Here is a 17,758-nt window from a genome sequence, read left to right as displayed (position 1 = left end):
AGTTTTAAGCAATGAGTGTCTTAAATTTAGGTAGATAAGATGAACAACTGATCTCAGTTTAATGAACAAATAATGACACAAATTGGTTAATTTATATAAATACCAACAAGAACTGATTGAAAATAAAGCAAACTCTCTGATTTTCTCTTGCCAATCGCGCACTTGTCCTCTATTATTGCGCACATGCCCGGGTGGTGAAATAGGTAGACACAGGGGATTTAAAATCCCCCGCCCACAAAGCGTGCCGGTTCGAGTCCGGCCCCGGGCACCATTTTCAAATATTGAATTTGGTGCTACAAAGAATCCAGCGTATGCTGGTTTTTTTATGCCTAATCAAAATGAATTTTATGATAAGAATATTATTACTCTTTTGCACTACCCTTTTTATAACAAAGGTTTACGCCACAGATCTTTTCTCTGGTACCCTTTCTTTCAAAGACAACCATTGGTATTTTTCACGTTGCTCTATTACCAAAGATGATTATTTAGTTAAAGCACCCGAACAGATAATAGATAAATTTAAAAAGCTGGAACAAAAACGAGAAACTTATTGGGTCAGTTTGTTAGCGGACGCAGATTATCAAGAGAAAGGTGTTTTAGTTTTAAAAGTTAAAGAAATAGACGAAATACATTTAAAGGCATCTTGCCACTTGTTAGATGTATTTGAAGATATTGAAAATCGAGAGTAATCACCACTCTCGATTCATCACCAGCTCTTCCATTTCTAGATCTAAATATCCAGCTTCCTGTGCTACCATCATCATTGCTTCAGCAATATAGTCAGCAGCACTATCATCTAAAGAAGAATCTAGATCTTCGAACTGAGGTTTCATCTCATTAATTTCAATTACAGTTTGATGAGCATATCGATAGATATCCTGCTCAGCTAAGGCAGGCTTCTGAACTTTTTTAGCAAATTGTTCAATGAGCTGCTTGAGTTCAGCGACCAAAATATCTGGATAATATTCATCATCAAACATCGGGAGAAGTAAGTCTTCGAACATACAAAAGTTTACACAACAGCAAAAACTTGCCGCTTATAACATATTTTCAAAAGAATAACGATATTTTTCCCTGACTCAATCATCTAGCTCATTAAATTAATGAGCCACGACCTGATTTTTATAAAGCCTACTTTATTAAGCTTGTATCATCGCCTTCCAAACTAGAATTGCATCAGTCATTGCTTTGACATCATGCGCTCTAACAATGCATGCTCCTTGCTGAATACTAAGCAAATGCCCCGTAACGCTTCCTACCGCACGCTGATCTGCAGTTGCACCCTTTAATGCTTCACCAATAAAACGTTTACGAGAAAGGCCAGATAAAATCGGATAACCCATTTCACCAAGCTTCCAAAATTCTTTGAGTAGTCTTAAGTTTTGCTGCGCATTTTTTGCAAAACCAAAGCCAGGATCAATAATAATATTATGTTTTTTCACGCCCGCATTTAAAGCTTCATTCACGCGCTGCTGGAGTTCCGCTATAACATCTAAGGTTACGTCCGTATATTGGTCTAACTGATTCATTGTAGTCGGCTCACCACGCATATGCATGATCACTACGGGTATATCCAGATCTGCTGCCGTTTTTAAAGCATTGGGACGAGTAAGCGCACGTACATCATTCCAAATATGTGCTCCTGCTTTTTTCGCTGCGCGAATAACATCAGGCTGACTTGTATCAATTGATAGAACAATATTATGTTTAGCTAAAGCTTCAACTACGGGCACAACTCTTCGTATTTCTTCTTCTACGCTTACTTCAGATGCTCCTGGACGGGTAGACTCACCACCAATATCAATAATGGTAGCACCTTGCTCTATCATGGCTAGTGCATGAACAATCGCTTGATCTACTTGATTATGCTTTCCACCATCACTAAAAGAATCTGGTGTGACATTTAATATACCCATAACGTGAGGCTGTGATAGATCTAACTGAAGCTGTCCACACTGTAAAATTTGTTGAGGCAAAGGCATTAGTTGCATAAAAAGCTCCAGTTTAAAATCAGGCTGTATTTTAGCAATTATCATCTATGTATGGTGTTGATTTGTTTTCAGCTTTTAACAAAATCAAACCCATAAAAAAAGCCACATGACTGTGGCTTTTTTATTAACTAATTAGTTCATTGCTGGCAATGGTGGCGGTGTAGATGGACCATCTTTTGGTGGTTCAAATGCAGCCACTGGGTTTTCAGCAACATATACTTTAGGCGGTTGTGGCTCACGACCTTCCATAATGTCACGGATTTGATCACGATCAATAGTTTCCCATTCCATCAAAGCTTTTACCATCGCATGTGCAATATCTTTATTACCTTCTAAGATATTACGTGCAACTTTATATTGCTCATCAAGAATACGACGTACTTCTTCATCCACTAACTGTTGAGTTGCTTCAGAAATCGTACGGCTTCCTACATTACCAAAGAAACCATTTTGGTTTTCATCTTCGTAAACCATTACACCCATTTTGTCAGACATACCGTACTTCGTAACCATTGCACGCGCCATTTTAGTAGCTCGCTCAAAGTCATTTGAAGCACCAGTAGATTGCTGTTGGATAAATACTTCTTCAGCAATACGACCACCAAACAAAATTGCAATTTCGTTTAGCATCTTGTCTTTATAGTGGCTAATTTGGTCTTGTTCAGGTAACTGCCAAGTTACACCTAAAGCCCAACCACGCGGCATAATCGTTACTTTATGAACAGGATCTGTACCCGGTAAAATCTCAGCAACAATCGCATGACCAGCTTCATGATAAGCAGTTGCACGACGTTCTTCTTCACGTAAAACCATCGATTTACGCTCTGGTCCCATGTAGATTTTGTCTTTTGCATCTTCAAAGTCATGCATGTCGACAGTGTTCTTATTACGGCGTGCAGCAAATAATGCAGCTTCGTTAACAAGGTTTGCCAACTGTGCACCAGAGAAACCTGGAGTACCACGAGATAGAACTTTAACATCCACACCCGTAACTGAAGGTAATTTTTTCAAATGTACATTCAGAATCTGCTCACGACCACGAATGTCAGGTAAACCCACCATTACTTGACGGTCAAAACGACCTGGACGTAATAATGCTTTATCCAAGACATCAACACGGTTCGTCGCAGCAATTACGATTACACCTTCGTTACCTTCAAAACCATCCATCTCTACGAGCATTTGGTTCAAGGTTTGCTCACGCTCATCATGACCACCACCTGTACCTGAACCACGGTGACGTCCTACTGCATCAATCTCGTCAATAAAGATAATACAAGGCGCATGACGCTTCGCTTGCTCAAACATATCACGGACACGGGACGCACCCACACCCACGAACATTTCGACAAAGTCAGAACCTGAAATGCTGAAGAAAGGAACTTTAGCTTCACCAGCAATTGCTTTGGCTAATAACGTTTTACCAGTACCCGGAGGACCAACCATAAGTACGCCACGAGGAATGGTAGCGCCCAAACGTTTGAATTTTGCAGGATCTTTTAAGAAATCTACAATTTCAACAACTTCTTGTTTTGCTTCATCACAGCCGGCAACGTCAGAAAAATTAACTTTGATTTGGTCTTCAGAAAGCATTTTTGCTTTCGACTTACCAAAACTCATCGGTCCATTTTTTCCGCCTGCACCACCACCCATGTTACGCATAAAGAACATGAATAACAGAATGATTAACAGTACAGGGAAACTAGCAATGAGAAGTTGCATCAAAATGCCTTGACGTTGAGGAGCTGTTCCCTCTACAACAACATTTTGCTTATTTAAGCTCGGCATAAGCTCAGTGTCTTCAACTTGCGGACGAACAGTTTCAAACTGTGATCCGTTAGTTTTTTCACCATTAATATTTAAACCGTCAATTGTGACTTGCTTAATTTGGCCAGCATTCACCGCTGCAACGAAATCTGAGTATTTCATCGCAGTAGGCTTATTGCGGTCACTGATATTACTGAAAATTAAAATCAGAACACCAAGTATTATTAGCCACAATACGGCATTCTTGAAGTAATCGCTCAAAGCTTTATTCCCATATCGATCTAATTTGATCATGCCCAATCTTGGCTGATCGTCATAAAAACAGCAACTGTATTGCTTGCGGATAACCTAAAAGTACAAAATGCACAATTTTTAGGAGCTTGGCAAGTAAACTTTATTGCAATGCTTTCTTACGCCCTTGTCCAACCAAAAAAACTTCTTTAGAGCGCGCCCGAGAAGCTGCTGGTTTTGCTGTCTTTAACACATCAAAACTATCAACCACTTGTTTACGAAACTCATCGAATCCTGCGCCTTGGAACACTTTAACCACAAACTGTCCATTAGGACCAAGAACCTTTTGAGCAAAATCTAAAGCCAGTTCACATAAGTAAATCTGTCTAGGTTGATCAACAGCCCTATTACCTGATGTATTGGGGGCCATATCAGAAATTACAATGTCTACTTGTCGCCCATTTAAAATATTTAACAATTTTTCAAATACAGCTTCTTCTCTAAAGTCGCCTTGTAAGAAAGTGACATCAGGCAAAGCATCCATGGGCAAAATATCGGAAGCAATCACTAAACCTTTGCTACCCACAAGTTTTCCAGCAATTTGAGACCAGCTACCAGGAGCTGCACCCAAATCGACTACCGTCATGCCTGGCTTGATCAACTTATATTTTTCTTGGATTTCAAGAAGTTTATATGCTGCTCGCGCACGATACCCTTCCTTTTGTGCTTTTTTTACAAAAGGATCGTCTAGATGTTCCCTCATCCACGCACGACTACTTTTCGACAATTTCTGGTTTGTAATGCGTGTTGCCATAACTCACTAAATATCAAAAAAACTTCTGATCGTTCATTGTACGTGAAAATTACTCTCATTACAGTACGGATGTAGCGTAATCTCACCAAGTTTTACAGTTTTTTTCCAATAATGTTGATCGATTATTTATACAGTTTTTCGTACATCTGAATTTAAGTTTTTTGCTATACTAAGTCGTTTTTAAAATCAGGTATTTTTAATGGCCGCTTTATCTATCCATGAACGTAAACGTTTACGTCAAATTGGTCATGTGCTTAATCCGGTTGTCATGATTGGTGGACAAGGCTTAACAGATGCTGTTATCGAAGAAACTCTTCGTGCTTTAAACGACCACGAACTTATCAAAGTTAAAGTTGCTGGTGAAGACCGTGAAGCACGTACTGCTGTAATTGATGCAATTGTAGAAGCGACTGGCGCAGAAGCTGTGCAAAAGATTGGTAAAATTGTTTTACTTTACAAAAAAGCAGCTAAGCAAAACCAGCATTTGTCTAATCTTGTTCGCCACGCTCATTTAGCAAACTAAGTTGATTTGACAAACTATGGCAAGTTACGAACTTTCAGCTTTTGATCGTTTTCATGCTGTTTCTGTTGTTGGCGCAATTGAACAGCAAGCACCGCACACCTTAAATGTCGGTTTTTGGATTCGTGATCCAAATCAACTCATTGTCTGGCCCCAAGAAGTCGCGGCTCATCCTCGTCAGGATTTTTTGTGGGAAGAAACTTGTTTCGAAATTTTTGTTGGCGTGCATGATGAAGATTATTATCGGGAAATTAACCTTTCCCCTTCTCAAGCATGGCAGTCTTATCAGTTTGAAGAATATCGCTATCCAGAAAGTATGCCTCCCCTTGCTGCTTACGATATTGAACTGAACCATCTCAAGCGTACTCATTATGGCTTAAATGTTAGTCTTGATTTGGGACAATTTATGCAACAGCATCGCTTGAAATGGGCAAACCTTTATTTAGGTTTAACTGCAGTTTTAAAAACCAAAGAAGGTATGCAGTACTATGCAATGCAGCATAGTGGAAAAAGTGCAGATTTCCATAATAAGCGTGACTGGTTACATCAGTTTTAAAAGTAAAAAAGCGAGAAATTAATTCTCGCTTTTTTATAGCTAGCTAAAAGCTAAGATCATTAGTTATCTCTTGCTTTATTCCAAGCTTCAACTGCATTATTTTTAGTACGCTTAATACTTTCACTTAAAGAATCTTTGTGCTTCAAAGAAATCTGGCTAATATCCCCTTTAAGTTCTTTACTGACTTTAGTCAAATCTTCGATAAGCGCGTTAATTTCTGCTTTCAAAGCATTTTTAAGTTCAGATAATCCTTCTTGTGAGGTGCTAAACTGAGCTTTAATCACATCAAGACGTTGTAGAATATCTTGCTTAATTTGAACAAATTGATTTTGAATATTCTTGTTTAACTCATGAGTTTCAGCTTCAATTTTTTCTTGAGTTTCGCTTAAAACTTCTTTGACCTGCTCTTGAGTTTCAGTAATAGCTTCTTTCACCTGAGTTTTCGCTTCTGTAGCAACTTCTTTAATCTGCTCAGTTTTCTCGGCAACACTTTCTTTTACTTGCGCAGTTTTAGCAGTTACTGTTCTTTTCGCTTTAGTTGTAGTAGCAGCTACGGTTTCTTTCACTTCATTCACCTCAGCTTTTACTGAATCAACGACTGCTTGAGCTTTCTCGCTCACATCTTTTGAAACTTGATCATTACTCATGCTATTTCCTCATATTGTTTATTTTTTAACTAGCAATACAATAAATCCAGTTCTAAAAATTCAGCCAGCAAATTGTTAGACAATTTATCAAAAGTAACTGATTCGGATGAGCGGATAATTTTTTTGTAAAAATCAAGCAATGAATTATGTTTTTTAGCAGAAAATAAATAGACTTTTTGAGGTTCCATGCGTATAATGCGCTGTTAAGTTACAAGCGAGCAGACCGATAGGGAGGGGCATGTTTTATCACAACATCGCCTATCTTTTTTGGGTCTACTCGCTTTTTTACAGCCGAAATTCAGGAGCTTTGGTTTGAGCACCCCCGCCATTTTAGCCCTCGCAGATGGAACGATCTTTAAAGGAACGTCAATCGGCGCAACGGGAAGTACGACTGGAGAAGTCGTTTTTAACACAGCCATGACAGGCTATCAAGAAATTTTGACTGACCCAAGTTATGCACAACAAATTGTGACATTAACTTACCCTCATATCGGAAACACTGGCTGCAACGCAGAAGACGTTGAATCTGGTCGTATCCATAAAGTATGGGCGAATGGTTTAATTATCCGTGACCTTCCTCTACTACACAGTAACTTCCGTGCTGAGCAGTCTTTGAGTGAATATTTGCAAGAACACAATGTTGTTGCAATCGCGGACATTGATACACGTAAATTAACACGTATTTTGCGTGACAAAGGTGCACAAAATGGTTGCATCCTTGCTGGCGAAAATATTACTGAAGAAGAAGCAATTGCCAAAGCTCGTGCTTTTGGTGGCTTAAACGGTTTAGACCTTGCAAAAGAATGTTGCGATCCAACTGGTTTTGAATGGTCTGAAGGTTCATGGACTCTAGGCCAAGGCTTCTCTCAACCTGAATTCAAATATCATGTAGTTGCATACGATTACGGTGTCAAAACCAACATCTTGCGTATGCTTGCAGACCGCGGTTGCAAATTAACCGTTGTACCTGCAGAAACTCCGGCTGAAAAAGTATTGGCACTTAATCCGGATGGCGTATTCCTTTCAAATGGCCCTGGCGATCCAGCTGCTTGTGATTATGCAATCGAAGCTGTAAAAACTATTGTTGAAACCACAACATTACCTGTATTTGGTATTTGCTTAGGCCACCAAATCTTGGCACTCGCTTCTGGTGCAAAAACTGTAAAAATGAATCATGGTCACCACGGTGCTAACCACCCTGTACAAAATCTTGAAGATGGTACAGTGATGATTACTTCACAAAACCATGGTTTCGCTGTAGATGCTGAAACTTTACCGGCTAACTTAAAAGCAACGCATAAATCATTGTTCGATGGCACCTTACAAGGGATTCACCGTACAGACAAACCAGCTTTCAGCTTCCAGGGTCATCCTGAAGCAAGCCCAGGTCCACATGATTGTGCCCCATTGTTCGATCATTTCATCGAACTTATCGAAGCATCTAAACAGTAATTAAGGAGCGAATAATGCCTAAACGTACGGATATTAAAAGCATCTTAATTATTGGTGCTGGCCCGATTGTGATTGGTCAGGCATGTGAGTTTGACTACTCAGGTGCTCAAGCGTGTAAAGCGCTTCGTGAAGAAGGCTACCGTGTTATTTTGGTTAACTCTAACCCAGCAACCATTATGACAGACCCTTCAATGGCTGATGCAACTTATATTGAGCCAATTACTTGGCAAACAGTTGCACAGATTATTGAAAAAGAACGTCCAGATGCAGTATTGCCAACTATGGGTGGCCAAACTGCGTTGAACTGTGCTCTTGCACTTGATGAGCACGGCGTTCTTGAGAAATATAATGTTGAATTAATTGGTGCAACTAAAGACGCAATTGAGAAAGCCGAAGATCGTAAACTCTTCGATATCGCTATGCGTAAAATTGGCTTGGAATGTCCAAAAGCTGCCATTGCTGAAACAATGGAAGAAGCTTTAGAAATCCAGTCACGCTTTGGTTTCCCGGTAATTATCCGTCCATCATTCACAATGGGTGGTTCGGGTGGCGGTATTGCATATAACCGTGAAGAATTCCTTGAGATTTGTGAACGTGGTTTTGATCTCTCTCCTACTCACCAGTTATTAATTGATGAATCTTTAATTGGTTGGAAAGAATACGAAATGGAAGTTGTTCGTGACAAAAACGACAACTGTATTATCGTATGTGCCATCGAAAACTTCGACCCAATGGGCGTACACACTGGTGACTCAATCACTGTAGCACCAGCTCAGACATTAACTGACAAAGAATACCAATTGATGCGTAACGCTTCGGTTGCAGTTCTTCGTGAAATTGGTGTTGAGACAGGTGGGTCTAACGTTCAGTTCGGTATTAACCCGAAAGACGGCCGTATGGTTGTTATCGAGATGAACCCTCGTGTATCTCGTTCATCTGCGCTTGCTTCTAAAGCAACAGGTTTCCCGATTGCTAAAATCGCAGCAAAACTTGCTGTTGGTTATACTCTTGATGAATTGAAAAATGACATCACTGGTGGCGTGACTCCTGCAAGCTTCGAACCATCAATTGACTATGTTGTAACGAAGATCCCTCGTTTTAACTTCGAGAAATTCCCGCAAGCTGAACCAGTTCTTACCACTCAGATGAAATCTGTGGGTGAAGTGATGGCTATTGGCCGTAACTTCCAAGAATCTGTACAAAAAGCATTACGTGGTCTTGAAGTTGGTGTAAGCGGTTTTGATGAAAAAATCGAAGCTGGTGCAACAAATGCAAAAGAAATTATTCTAAAAGAACTTAAAGTTCCGGGTCCTGAGCGTATCTGGTATGTAGCGGACGCTTTCCGTCATGGTTTCTCTTTAGATGAAGTTTTTGAAGCGACTAAGATTGACCGCTGGTTCCTTATCCAAATTCAAGACATCGTTAAAACTGAAGCTCAAGTGAAAACTTTAGGTTTTGGTGACTTAAACGCTGACAACATCCGTTCGTTCAAGCGTAAAGGTTTATCTGACCTTCGTATTGCTCACCTCATGGGCATTTCACAAAAGCAATTCCGTAAACAACGTTGGAACTTGGGTGTTTATCCAGTTTACAAACGCGTTGATACATGTGCAGCAGAGTTTGAATCTGGTACTGCATACATGTATTCAACTTACGATGAAGAATGTGAAGCAAATCCATCAAACCGTGACAAGATCATGGTCATTGGTGGTGGTCCAAACCGTATTGGTCAAGGTATCGAATTTGACTACTGCTGTGTACACGCTGCCTTAGCTATGCGTGAAGACGGTTATGAAACAATCATGGTGAACTGTAACCCTGAAACTGTTTCTACCGACTATGACACATCTGACCGCCTATACTTCGAGCCTGTAACACTTGAAGATGTACTTGAAATCGTACGTACAGAGAAACCTAAAGGTGTAATCGTACAGTACGGTGGTCAAACTCCGCTTAAATTGGCACGTGCTTTAGAAGAAGCAGGCACTCCAATTATCGGTACATCACCAGATGCGATTGACCGTGCTGAAGACCGTGAACGTTTCCAACAAATGATTCAACGTTTACAGCTTCGTCAACCAAACAACAGCATTGTAAAATCTGCTGAAGAAGGTATCTCTGAAGCTGCAAAAGTAGGTTATCCGCTTGTTGTTCGCCCATCTTATGTATTAGGTGGTCGTGCAATGGAAATCGTATATAACGAAGAAGAACTTAAACGTTACCTTCGTGAAGCAGTTCAGGCATCTAACGAAGCCCCTGTTCTTCTTGACCGTTTCCTAGATGACGCAACTGAAGTTGATGTTGACTGTGTATCTGACGGTAAAGACGTTGTGATCGGCGGTATCATGCAGCATATCGAACAAGCGGGTATTCACTCAGGTGACTCTGCATGTTCAATTCCTCCTTATTCTTTATCAAAAGAAATTCAGGATGAAATGCGTCGTCAAACGATTGCGATGGCAAAAGAACTTGGTGTTGTCGGCTTGATGAACGTTCAGTTCGCTGTAAAAGGTGACGATATTTACGTTCTAGAAGTTAACCCACGTGCTTCACGTACAGTTCCATTCGTATCTAAGTGTATTGGTGATTCTTTAGCGAAAGTTGCTGCGCGTTGTATGGCAGGCCAATCTCTTGAGTCTCAAGGATTTACTAAAGAAATCATTCCAACTCACTTTGCTGTGAAGGAAGCCGTTTTCCCATTCGCTAAATTCCAAGGCGTAGACCCTATGCTTGGACCTGAGATGAAATCTACAGGTGAAGTGATGGGCGTAGGTAAAACATTTGGTGAAGCATTCTATAAAGCTGTTCTAGGCTCGAATGAACGCTTACCTGGTTTACCAACTGAAGGCGAAGTAAAGCATGCTTTCTTATCAGTACGTGAATCTGACAAGAAATATATCGCTGATATCGCTAAGAAATTAGTTGAATATGGCTTCAAGCTTGTTGCAACAGGTGGTACTTACCAAGTGCTTAAAGAAGCAGGTTTAGAATGCGAATCTGTAAATAAAGTTACTGAAGGTCGTCCACATATTGTTGACCGCTTGAAAAATGGTGAAATACACCTTATTGTCAATACCACTGAAGGTAAACAGGCTCAATATGACTCTGCAATGATTCGTCGTGCTGCCCTACAAGGCAAAGTGTATTACACAACGACCATCAATGGCGCAGAAGCTGTTTGCCAAGCCTTTGCTGTGAAATTGCCAATGGATGTATACCGCTTGCAAGATTTAACTGTAGGTTAATTTTTTTACCGATAAGTCCCGTCACCTTATCGGTGGCGGGATTTTTTCATTTTTTTAACTGTGTTTTCTCAACTTAAGAGGGACCGAAATGCAACGTTATCCAATGACCCCTGAAGGTAAAATCGCCTTAGAGAAAGAATTACAACATCTGAAATCTGTTGAACGTCCACGTATTACTCAAGCAATTGCTGAAGCACGTGAACATGGGGACTTAAAAGAAAATGCAGAATACCATGCTGCTCGTGAACAGCAAGGTTTCTGTGAAGGACGCATCCAAGATATCGAAGGAAAATTGGGTGCTTCACAAGTCATCGATGTTAAGGACTTAGAACAAAACGGTCGTGTTGTATTCGGTGTTACGGTAACGATTGAAAACCTTGATACTGAAGAACGCAAGACTTATAAAATTGTTGGTGATGATGAAGCTGATTTTAAAATCAATAAAATCTCAGTGAACTCACCAATCGCACGTGGCCTTTTGAGCAAGAGTGAAGGTGATGAAGTAAAAATCGTTACTCCTCAAGGCGAAGTGGAATATGAAATCGTAAGTGTAGAATATCTCTAAGATAATGCACAACTAGCCCCTCTTTATGAGGGGTTTTTATTCACTACCATCGATATATTTTTGGGAAATCACACATGGATAACTCTTTAATTAACACTCCAGTTCGTCATTGGTGTGAGTTTGAATTTATCCATAAAACTGTTAAAAACCCCAATATCCATATCAGTGGTCATTATTCTTATTATTCAGCCTATTGGGATCAAGGTTTTGAACGTTGTGTCGTGCGTTACTTACATGATAAAGCCTCGACACCAGACAAACCGATTGACCAACTTTATATTGGTAATTTTGTTTGCTTTGGCGCTGAATGCGTCATTATGATGGGTGGTAACCAACTTCATAGACCAGACTGGATTTCGACTTTCCCTTTTGATACCCGTAGTTTTTTAGCAGCTGGTAATACTGTAATTGCCGATGGATGCTGGATTGGTAGCCGTGCAATGATTATGCAAGGGGTCAAACTTGGTGAAGGTGCAGTGGTTGCAACCGGAGCTGTGGTCACTAAAGATGTTCCCCCCTATGCAATTGTAGGTGGCGTGCCTGCGAAAATTATTAAATATCGTTTTCCTCAAGAACAAATCGACAAACTGCTTGCTTTAAAACTTTATGATTTGGATGAGAAACAAATTTTAAAAATACGCGAATATTTACAAACTGAGGATATAGATGCTTTATCTACATATATGGAAAATTTGCGGAATCTATAAAAATATATCTACAAAAATTTGTTGGTATAAACTCACAAATGATTACGTGCTTGAATTTAAATCGTCAAAAAATAAGTATAAAGTATTGAATAAATAAGCATCATTACAATAAGGAAAACACTCATGTTATATCAACATATTCTTGTACCAATTGACGGTTCTGAAACTTCTTTAATTGCCATGAAAGAGGCAATCAAACTGGGAAAAGCGTTAAATAGCAAAATTACGGTTGTGCAAGTTATGGCTCTTGATCCGTTTATTGCTGACGCCTATGTAAAAACTGGTCAAACGAATGATTTGATTGAACGGACAAGAACCTATTTACTCGATATTTTAGAACACGCAAAACAAGAATTTGCCGATGAAGGCATTACTGTCGAAACCAAACTACTTGAAGGTTTTGTTGTACATGAAGAAATTATTCAGGCAGCTCAAGACTTAAATGCAGATCTGATTGTTATGGGTTCTCATGGCCGTACAGGGGTCCGAAAACTTGTACTGGGTAGTGTTGCACAAAAAGTCTTAGGCGAAAGTCATATTCCTGTTTTAATTGTTCGATAATTTCAATATTGCCTATTTTGTTAATTCTAATAATTTAGGCAATGATTTAAAAAAAGCCTTTTCAGGATCTTTAAGGCTGCCAAGCAAATTGCTTTAAGTTTACTTTACCGTTTAACAAATAGACTCCTTCAGCTTCTAGCTTTAACTGCTGAACATTTTCACCTTTGTCATTAAATTTACTTAGGCTAATTTTGCCTTGAGAATTAATTACACGATACCAAGGAACTTGATGATCAGCTTCAAGATGTTTCAAAACATAGCCGACTAATCTTGCATGTTTTGGTAATCCTGCCATACGAGCCACTTGTCCATAGGTTGCAACTTTTCCGTAAGGAATCAAAGCAATGACTTCTAAAATTTGCCGATGTAGTTCATACTGAGTTGTCAAAATGGACTCCATAAAAATTGACATCATTCATATCATATAAAAAATTTTGAACAAAACTAAATGCAATCCAAGGTGGGCTTGAGGGAAATCTGCATGAAAAAAATATTACTGGTGATTACTGGCACTTTACTATGCGTTTCTTGTACTACACGCCCTCCTCTTCCTTTAGGAGAAACACCTAAAGTCTCTGCAGATGGCCGTCCTCTTATTCCAGTCACTTTTGTTTTTACAACCAACTCTCCAGAAGCTATAGAGTTTGATAATTATCAACAGATGCGTAAGGAAATTAAAATATTAAATAAATACTATGTAGATGATAAAAATAATAAAATTTTTAAATTTAAGTTACATCGTTATATTCCTTATGAAGAATTTTCAAAATTACATTGTGATTTAAAACAACAGATTAATCAGCCCTACCCAATTACGATTGAAACCATTCCTGCCAGTGTAAATACGTGTTTTCCGAAACGAACTGCAAGTAAAGAAGTGATTGTTTTTATTTATAATGCCTATTCAACGAAATGGAAATTTGAAGATGTAACGAGTAGAGCCTTTCGTAATAATGGCAAACCCTTTATTTTATTAGACTGGAACCGCCTCAATTATAATATTCAGGCTGGTAGCGTGCATGAAATGGGACATGTGTTTGGTCTAAAACATGTTTGTGCGCCAAAAGCTACAAAACGTACTCCAACCAACATCATGGCAAGCGCCGAATGTAAATTAGGCAGTGGTGGCTTAAGAAATTTAGGATTTACGCCGGTACAACTTCAAACGATTTTATCAACGTACAAACAATATCCCTAAAATTTAATTTCAATATAAGTCCCTAAGTTATCTTGGGTAGCGATGTAATTTTCAGGGGTCAGTAAAGATGTCATGTAGGTACTAGCCTTGAAGAAATCTTCAGCATCGACTGGATACGGCTGCCAAAATGTTTTCAAATTATTGGTGTAAATTGGATAAAGGCGAAGTAAGTCTTTTGATAAATCTAACCTTGCTATACAGCCAAATGGTAAAGCATTGTGTTTTTCATATTCGCCATTGCTATTAAACACAGCATTGCCAATACCAAATACGACTGGCTTTTGGTTGATGATCTGGACAGGTTGAATAGTATGGGCACCATGGCCAATGATCAGGTCAGCGCCAGCTTGGATTAGAATCGTAGCAAGCTTACTCTGTTCTTTCGTAATTGGCTTAAAGTCGACACCCCAATGGCAAATAACAATAATTTTATGTTCAGGATGAATCAGCCTATAGCGACCTATTTGTTCAAGCAAAACACCATTTAAACACGCGACCCCACTCTTATGACCTAAAGCATAAAAATCATAATCGAGATAGGCAGTGTCTCTGTGCCAGTATCCGTTAAAAATAGCATAACGCTTATTTTCAAAAGAGAGTTGAAAGTAGTTATGAGCATCTTTTTGGTTTACACCTGCCCCGATATAAGAAATGTTAGCCTGATCCAACTGTTGTAATGTATAGGTCAGTCCACGATCCCCATAGTCTTTTAGATGGTTGTTTGCCAACACCACATGATTAAGGTGAATATTTTTGAATGCTGCTAATGTTTGTTCAACATCAGCTTTAAGAATAAATGGCTTTTTATGACCTAAAGGAGATTGGTTTTCTAAAGAAAATACCGCTTCAAAATTAGCAATATTTAAGTCATGTTCACCTAAAAAAGCTTTTATTTTTTTAAAAGAATAGTCATATCCATACTGTTGCAGAGCATCTATTTGCCCTCTAGCCTTACGTTTTTCAGTGTAGATTTCCCCAAAGTAGGTATCCCCTAAAATGTTAATAATGCCACTTGGAGCAGAGCAAACTTTAGGTTGTACGTTCTGTGCTTGAAAACAATGATAGTAAGGAACCAGGTGCTCAGCACGATGAATATCATCTAAAAAGGAAAAGAAACCGATCGTTTGGTTTTCTTCAAAGAACGTCAGATAAATTTTTCTAAATGAGTTTGTAAGATATAAGACCTCTACTACATTCTGTCCCATTAATGGTGTCTGAGGGAGATAAGACTTTCCTTGAAAATTCAGCTCTTTTATATAGAATTGTTTTCTGATTTCAGCTGGATAGCTATAAATTTTTCTGAGCAATAAAAACAAATGCTTTAGCTGATTTCGTAAACCTTCTTTTTTTAATGTTAAGTGATAGACATCAGCCCTTTCGGACAAAATTAAATGTGCTTTTTCACTTTTACCGAAGAGCATATTACTTAAAGCTTCTTTTACATCTACTGCTTGAGTAAAAATTAAGAACTGGAACAGTTTAGTAAATGTATACTTTTCAGATGCTTTTAAACCTAAATTTTGCTGCCCAATGTGCTTACTCATATTTTGTGGCACAACATAGACGTCTTGAGCCAGTACACTTTTTTGCTGAAATTGTTCTAATGCATAGTCGATCAGCAATAACATGGAGATGTCATCGTCAAATTCGAATTGCCATACAGCTTCATCAAAATTTGTAGTGTCGATATGAGTTAATAACTTGATTTCAACGGGTTGATACTTCATAGCTCATCACCTTTCTAATCTTTAACGTAAGCGATGTAACCCGATAAGTTATGCTCTTGGTCATCAATCCTTACTCGAAAACGGTCATGACGAATATAAAATGCATGTAAAATTTTATCTGGTCGTGCCATATACATAGCCACTTCTGGATAAAAAAATCCTGTTGTTTGAAAATCAGCTCTAAACTCAATTAATTTTTGAAGCTCTGGCATGTAAGCCTGCTCAAAAAGTGCTGTACGTCCCTGCTCTTTTAAGCGGCTAACCATTTTATAAGCAGCCATTAACATTTCTAATAAAGTCGCATAAGTTGTTTTTCGGTTACGAATAAAAATAAAATGTTTTAAATAATTATTTAAACCAAAAATAAAATATTTATCTTCATGGCATATTTTTGTAAGCTCATTAGTACAATAACTTAACCAATGGTCATGATATTTTTCATATCTCTTTTCAATAAAACATTCAAACATTAATTTAACAGTTTCTAATAATTTTTTATCCTGATTAATTTGATATAACCTTAATAAAGCTAAAGCTGCTTCACCATCATAATAAATAATTCGGAATTTTTCTTTTAAATCATAATCTGGATAATTTAATACGTGAGTTGTTGAGCCATTTGAATCTACTAATTTCAAAATACCATTTGCTAATTTCTCTGCATATTTTTGATAATCAGTTTTTTGAGTAATTTCTTGATATTTAGTGAACATTAAAATAGCAGCCGCATTGGCTCCTAATTTAATTTCAAATTCCCCTTCTTTACCATCAATCATAAAAGCAGTTTCTGAGTCTTTTTCTTTATAAAAGTTGGTCAATGCATATTGGATAGCAGCATGTATCTTGGGCCAATATTCTGGTTTGCTCTGCACTTCAAATGTTTCCAACAATGCATACACCGAGGTACAGTGGCGTACAGTATTGTAGTTACGAATATTGCGATCATAGGCAGAAAAATAGCCATAGATAAATTTGCCATTTTCTTGAATTTGATCATGCAAAAATGCCGAATTTTTTTCAATTAACGACTGAAAATGCTGTTTCTTATTGCTCGAAATCGCCCTAATACCATTCGCATCATAACCGCTCGCTAAATTAATGAATTGCCCATTTTCATAAAATGCTGCGTAGGTATCAAAAGTCCAAATGTCTTGTAGCTCTTGTAGTTTAATCTGTGGTTTAGTCGCGTTATATTTTTGCTTAATTGCATAATTTAGGTTTGTTTCATCAAAAAAGTTGGGTTTGTCATAGCTCAAACCTCGTATAATTGCCTTTCCATAAATCTCTTGCTCAAGAAAAACCACTGAACAGTGTTCATCAAACCCAATACCTTTACGGTAGTGGTTATTGTGAAATTGCTGATGGACCTGCTGCTCTACTACTTGCCAAGCTTGCTTCGTTAAATTATATGCAATATCAATTTTTATATAATCAGTAAGTATTTCCTGTGCAAACTGGTCATTAACGAAAGCTAATAATTGTATTTTTGCTTGTGAAAAGCTTGTTTTTTCACTATGCCATACGTTACATCTTTGGTCTTTAGGCCCATAAGATATAAATAAAATTGTTTCATCCTGAAAAGCGGAAGCATGTGGAGCGATATGTTCTAACCAAAGGTTCAGTTGTCTTTGGAAGTTTAAAAATGCTGTCACTCGAAATCAGTCCCTATCCGTTATTTGTTGTTCTATAAAGTTTTCAATCCATCATAGCATGAACATATAAAAAGCTAAGTTAACGTATTGTTTAAACATAAAAAAAGAGCCCTAAGGCTCTTTTT

General features: G+C 38.3%; 18 protein-coding genes and 1 tRNA gene. 10 read left to right on the top strand and 9 right to left on the bottom strand.

Features of this window, described 5'->3' with window-relative positions:
• Nucleotides 1-185: 185 nt before the first annotated feature.
• Nucleotides 186-271: transfer RNA gene (locus ACYU0V_RS04155), tRNA-Leu, on the top strand.
• Nucleotides 272-311: 40 nt separating this feature from the next.
• Nucleotides 312-689: a hypothetical protein gene (locus ACYU0V_RS04150; protein ID WP_228287688.1), complete on the top strand. Its 378-nt coding sequence runs from the start codon at nt 312-314 to the stop codon at nt 687-689.
• Here ACYU0V_RS04150 and ACYU0V_RS04145 read toward each other — a convergent pair whose 3' ends face one another.
• From ACYU0V_RS04145 to rlmE, 4 genes are all read right to left on the bottom strand, one after another.
• On the bottom strand, nt 690-1,004 hold the full coding sequence (locus tag ACYU0V_RS04145) for a DUF5713 family protein (protein WP_005067609.1): 315 nt from the start codon (nt 1,002-1,004) through the stop codon (nt 690-692). It lies immediately after the preceding gene.
• A gap of 135 nt (nt 1,005-1,139) precedes the next feature.
• On the bottom strand, nt 1,140-1,991 hold the full coding sequence (gene folP, locus ACYU0V_RS04140) for a dihydropteroate synthase (protein WP_461849154.1): 852 nt from the start codon (nt 1,989-1,991) through the stop codon (nt 1,140-1,142).
• Nucleotides 1,992-2,123: 132 nt separating this feature from the next.
• A complete protein-coding gene (gene ftsH, locus ACYU0V_RS04135) occupies nt 2,124-4,019 on the bottom strand; it encodes an ATP-dependent zinc metalloprotease FtsH (protein ID WP_005803954.1) in 1,896 nt (631 codons plus the stop codon).
• A 133-nt stretch (nt 4,020-4,152) separates the two neighbouring features.
• The gene (gene rlmE, locus ACYU0V_RS04130) at nt 4,153-4,803 is read right to left on the bottom strand and encodes a 23S rRNA (uridine(2552)-2'-O)-methyltransferase RlmE (protein WP_000235573.1); all 651 of its coding nucleotides are present in this window, start codon (nt 4,801-4,803) and stop codon (nt 4,153-4,155) included.
• Nucleotides 4,804-5,002: 199 nt separating this feature from the next.
• On the opposite strand from rlmE, the gene yhbY reads away from it, so the two are divergent.
• Both yhbY and ACYU0V_RS04120 read left to right on the top strand, forming a co-directional pair.
• Nucleotides 5,003-5,326: a ribosome assembly RNA-binding protein YhbY gene (gene yhbY / locus ACYU0V_RS04125; protein WP_002115576.1), complete on the top strand. Its 324-nt coding sequence runs from the start codon at nt 5,003-5,005 to the stop codon at nt 5,324-5,326.
• Between the two features lie 16 nt (nt 5,327-5,342).
• On the top strand, nt 5,343-5,879 hold the full coding sequence (locus tag ACYU0V_RS04120; RefSeq protein WP_002115550.1) for a DOMON-like domain-containing protein: 537 nt from the start codon (nt 5,343-5,345) through the stop codon (nt 5,877-5,879).
• Nucleotides 5,880-5,938: 59 nt separating this feature from the next.
• Here the strand turns inward: ACYU0V_RS04120 and ACYU0V_RS04115 are convergent, their stop codons facing one another.
• Both ACYU0V_RS04115 and ACYU0V_RS04110 read right to left on the bottom strand, forming a co-directional pair.
• Entirely contained in the window at nt 5,939-6,526 is a 588-nt protein-coding gene (locus tag ACYU0V_RS04115; RefSeq protein ID WP_005072962.1) for a hypothetical protein, read from the bottom strand.
• 29 nt (nt 6,527-6,555) lie between these two features.
• Nucleotides 6,556-6,714, bottom strand: coding sequence for a hypothetical protein (locus ACYU0V_RS04110; RefSeq protein WP_002115567.1), 159 nt, complete (start codon nt 6,712-6,714; stop codon nt 6,556-6,558).
• A 124-nt stretch (nt 6,715-6,838) separates the two neighbouring features.
• Between ACYU0V_RS04110 and carA the strand changes: the two genes are divergently transcribed.
• The 5 genes from carA (at nt 6,839) to ACYU0V_RS04085 (ending at nt 13,056) form a co-directional block, all read left to right on the top strand.
• Nucleotides 6,839-7,978, top strand: a complete 1,140-nt coding sequence (gene carA / locus ACYU0V_RS04105) for a glutamine-hydrolyzing carbamoyl-phosphate synthase small subunit (RefSeq protein ID WP_017402807.1) — start codon at nt 6,839-6,841, stop codon at nt 7,976-7,978.
• A 14-nt stretch (nt 7,979-7,992) separates the two neighbouring features.
• Entirely contained in the window at nt 7,993-11,223 is a 3,231-nt protein-coding gene (carB, locus tag ACYU0V_RS04100; protein ID WP_005067595.1) for a carbamoyl-phosphate synthase large subunit, read from the top strand.
• Between the two features lie 88 nt (nt 11,224-11,311).
• Nucleotides 11,312-11,788 carry a transcription elongation factor GreA gene (gene greA, locus ACYU0V_RS04095; protein ID WP_002115570.1) on the top strand — a complete coding sequence of 159 codons (477 nt, stop codon included), beginning with the start codon at nt 11,312-11,314 and terminating at the stop codon, nt 11,786-11,788.
• 74 nt (nt 11,789-11,862) lie between these two features.
• Nucleotides 11,863-12,495 (top strand): CatB-related O-acetyltransferase, encoded by a 633-nt coding sequence (locus ACYU0V_RS04090; RefSeq protein ID WP_069123928.1) that lies wholly within the window; start codon nt 11,863-11,865, stop codon nt 12,493-12,495.
• A gap of 123 nt (nt 12,496-12,618) precedes the next feature.
• The gene (locus tag ACYU0V_RS04085; protein ID WP_049837314.1) at nt 12,619-13,056 is read left to right on the top strand and encodes a universal stress protein; all 438 of its coding nucleotides are present in this window, start codon (nt 12,619-12,621) and stop codon (nt 13,054-13,056) included.
• Nucleotides 13,057-13,126: 70 nt separating this feature from the next.
• On the opposite strand, the gene ACYU0V_RS04080 is transcribed toward ACYU0V_RS04085, so the two are convergent.
• Nucleotides 13,127-13,456, bottom strand: coding sequence for an MGMT family protein (locus ACYU0V_RS04080; RefSeq protein WP_081309557.1), 330 nt, complete (start codon nt 13,454-13,456; stop codon nt 13,127-13,129).
• Nucleotides 13,457-13,537: 81 nt separating this feature from the next.
• On the opposite strand from ACYU0V_RS04080, the gene ACYU0V_RS04075 reads away from it, so the two are divergent.
• Nucleotides 13,538-14,254: a zinc metalloprotease gene (locus tag ACYU0V_RS04075; protein ID WP_461849146.1), complete on the top strand. Its 717-nt coding sequence runs from the start codon at nt 13,538-13,540 to the stop codon at nt 14,252-14,254.
• On the opposite strand, the gene ACYU0V_RS04070 is transcribed toward ACYU0V_RS04075, so the two are convergent.
• Nucleotides 14,251-15,981: a CapA family protein gene (locus ACYU0V_RS04070; RefSeq protein WP_461849145.1), complete on the bottom strand. Its 1,731-nt coding sequence runs from the start codon at nt 15,979-15,981 to the stop codon at nt 14,251-14,253. The two genes, ACYU0V_RS04075 and ACYU0V_RS04070, sit on opposite strands and share 4 nt — an antisense overlap.
• A gap of 14 nt (nt 15,982-15,995) precedes the next feature.
• A complete protein-coding gene (locus ACYU0V_RS04065) occupies nt 15,996-17,633 on the bottom strand; it encodes a poly alpha-glucosyltransferase (protein WP_461849144.1) in 1,638 nt (545 codons plus the stop codon).
• Nucleotides 17,634-17,758 lie beyond the last annotated feature (125 nt).

Source organism: Acinetobacter sp. X9, assembly GCF_054889255.1.
The sequence above is the reverse complement of the archived record's forward strand: the minus strand, read 5'-3'. Positions and strand labels throughout refer to the sequence as shown.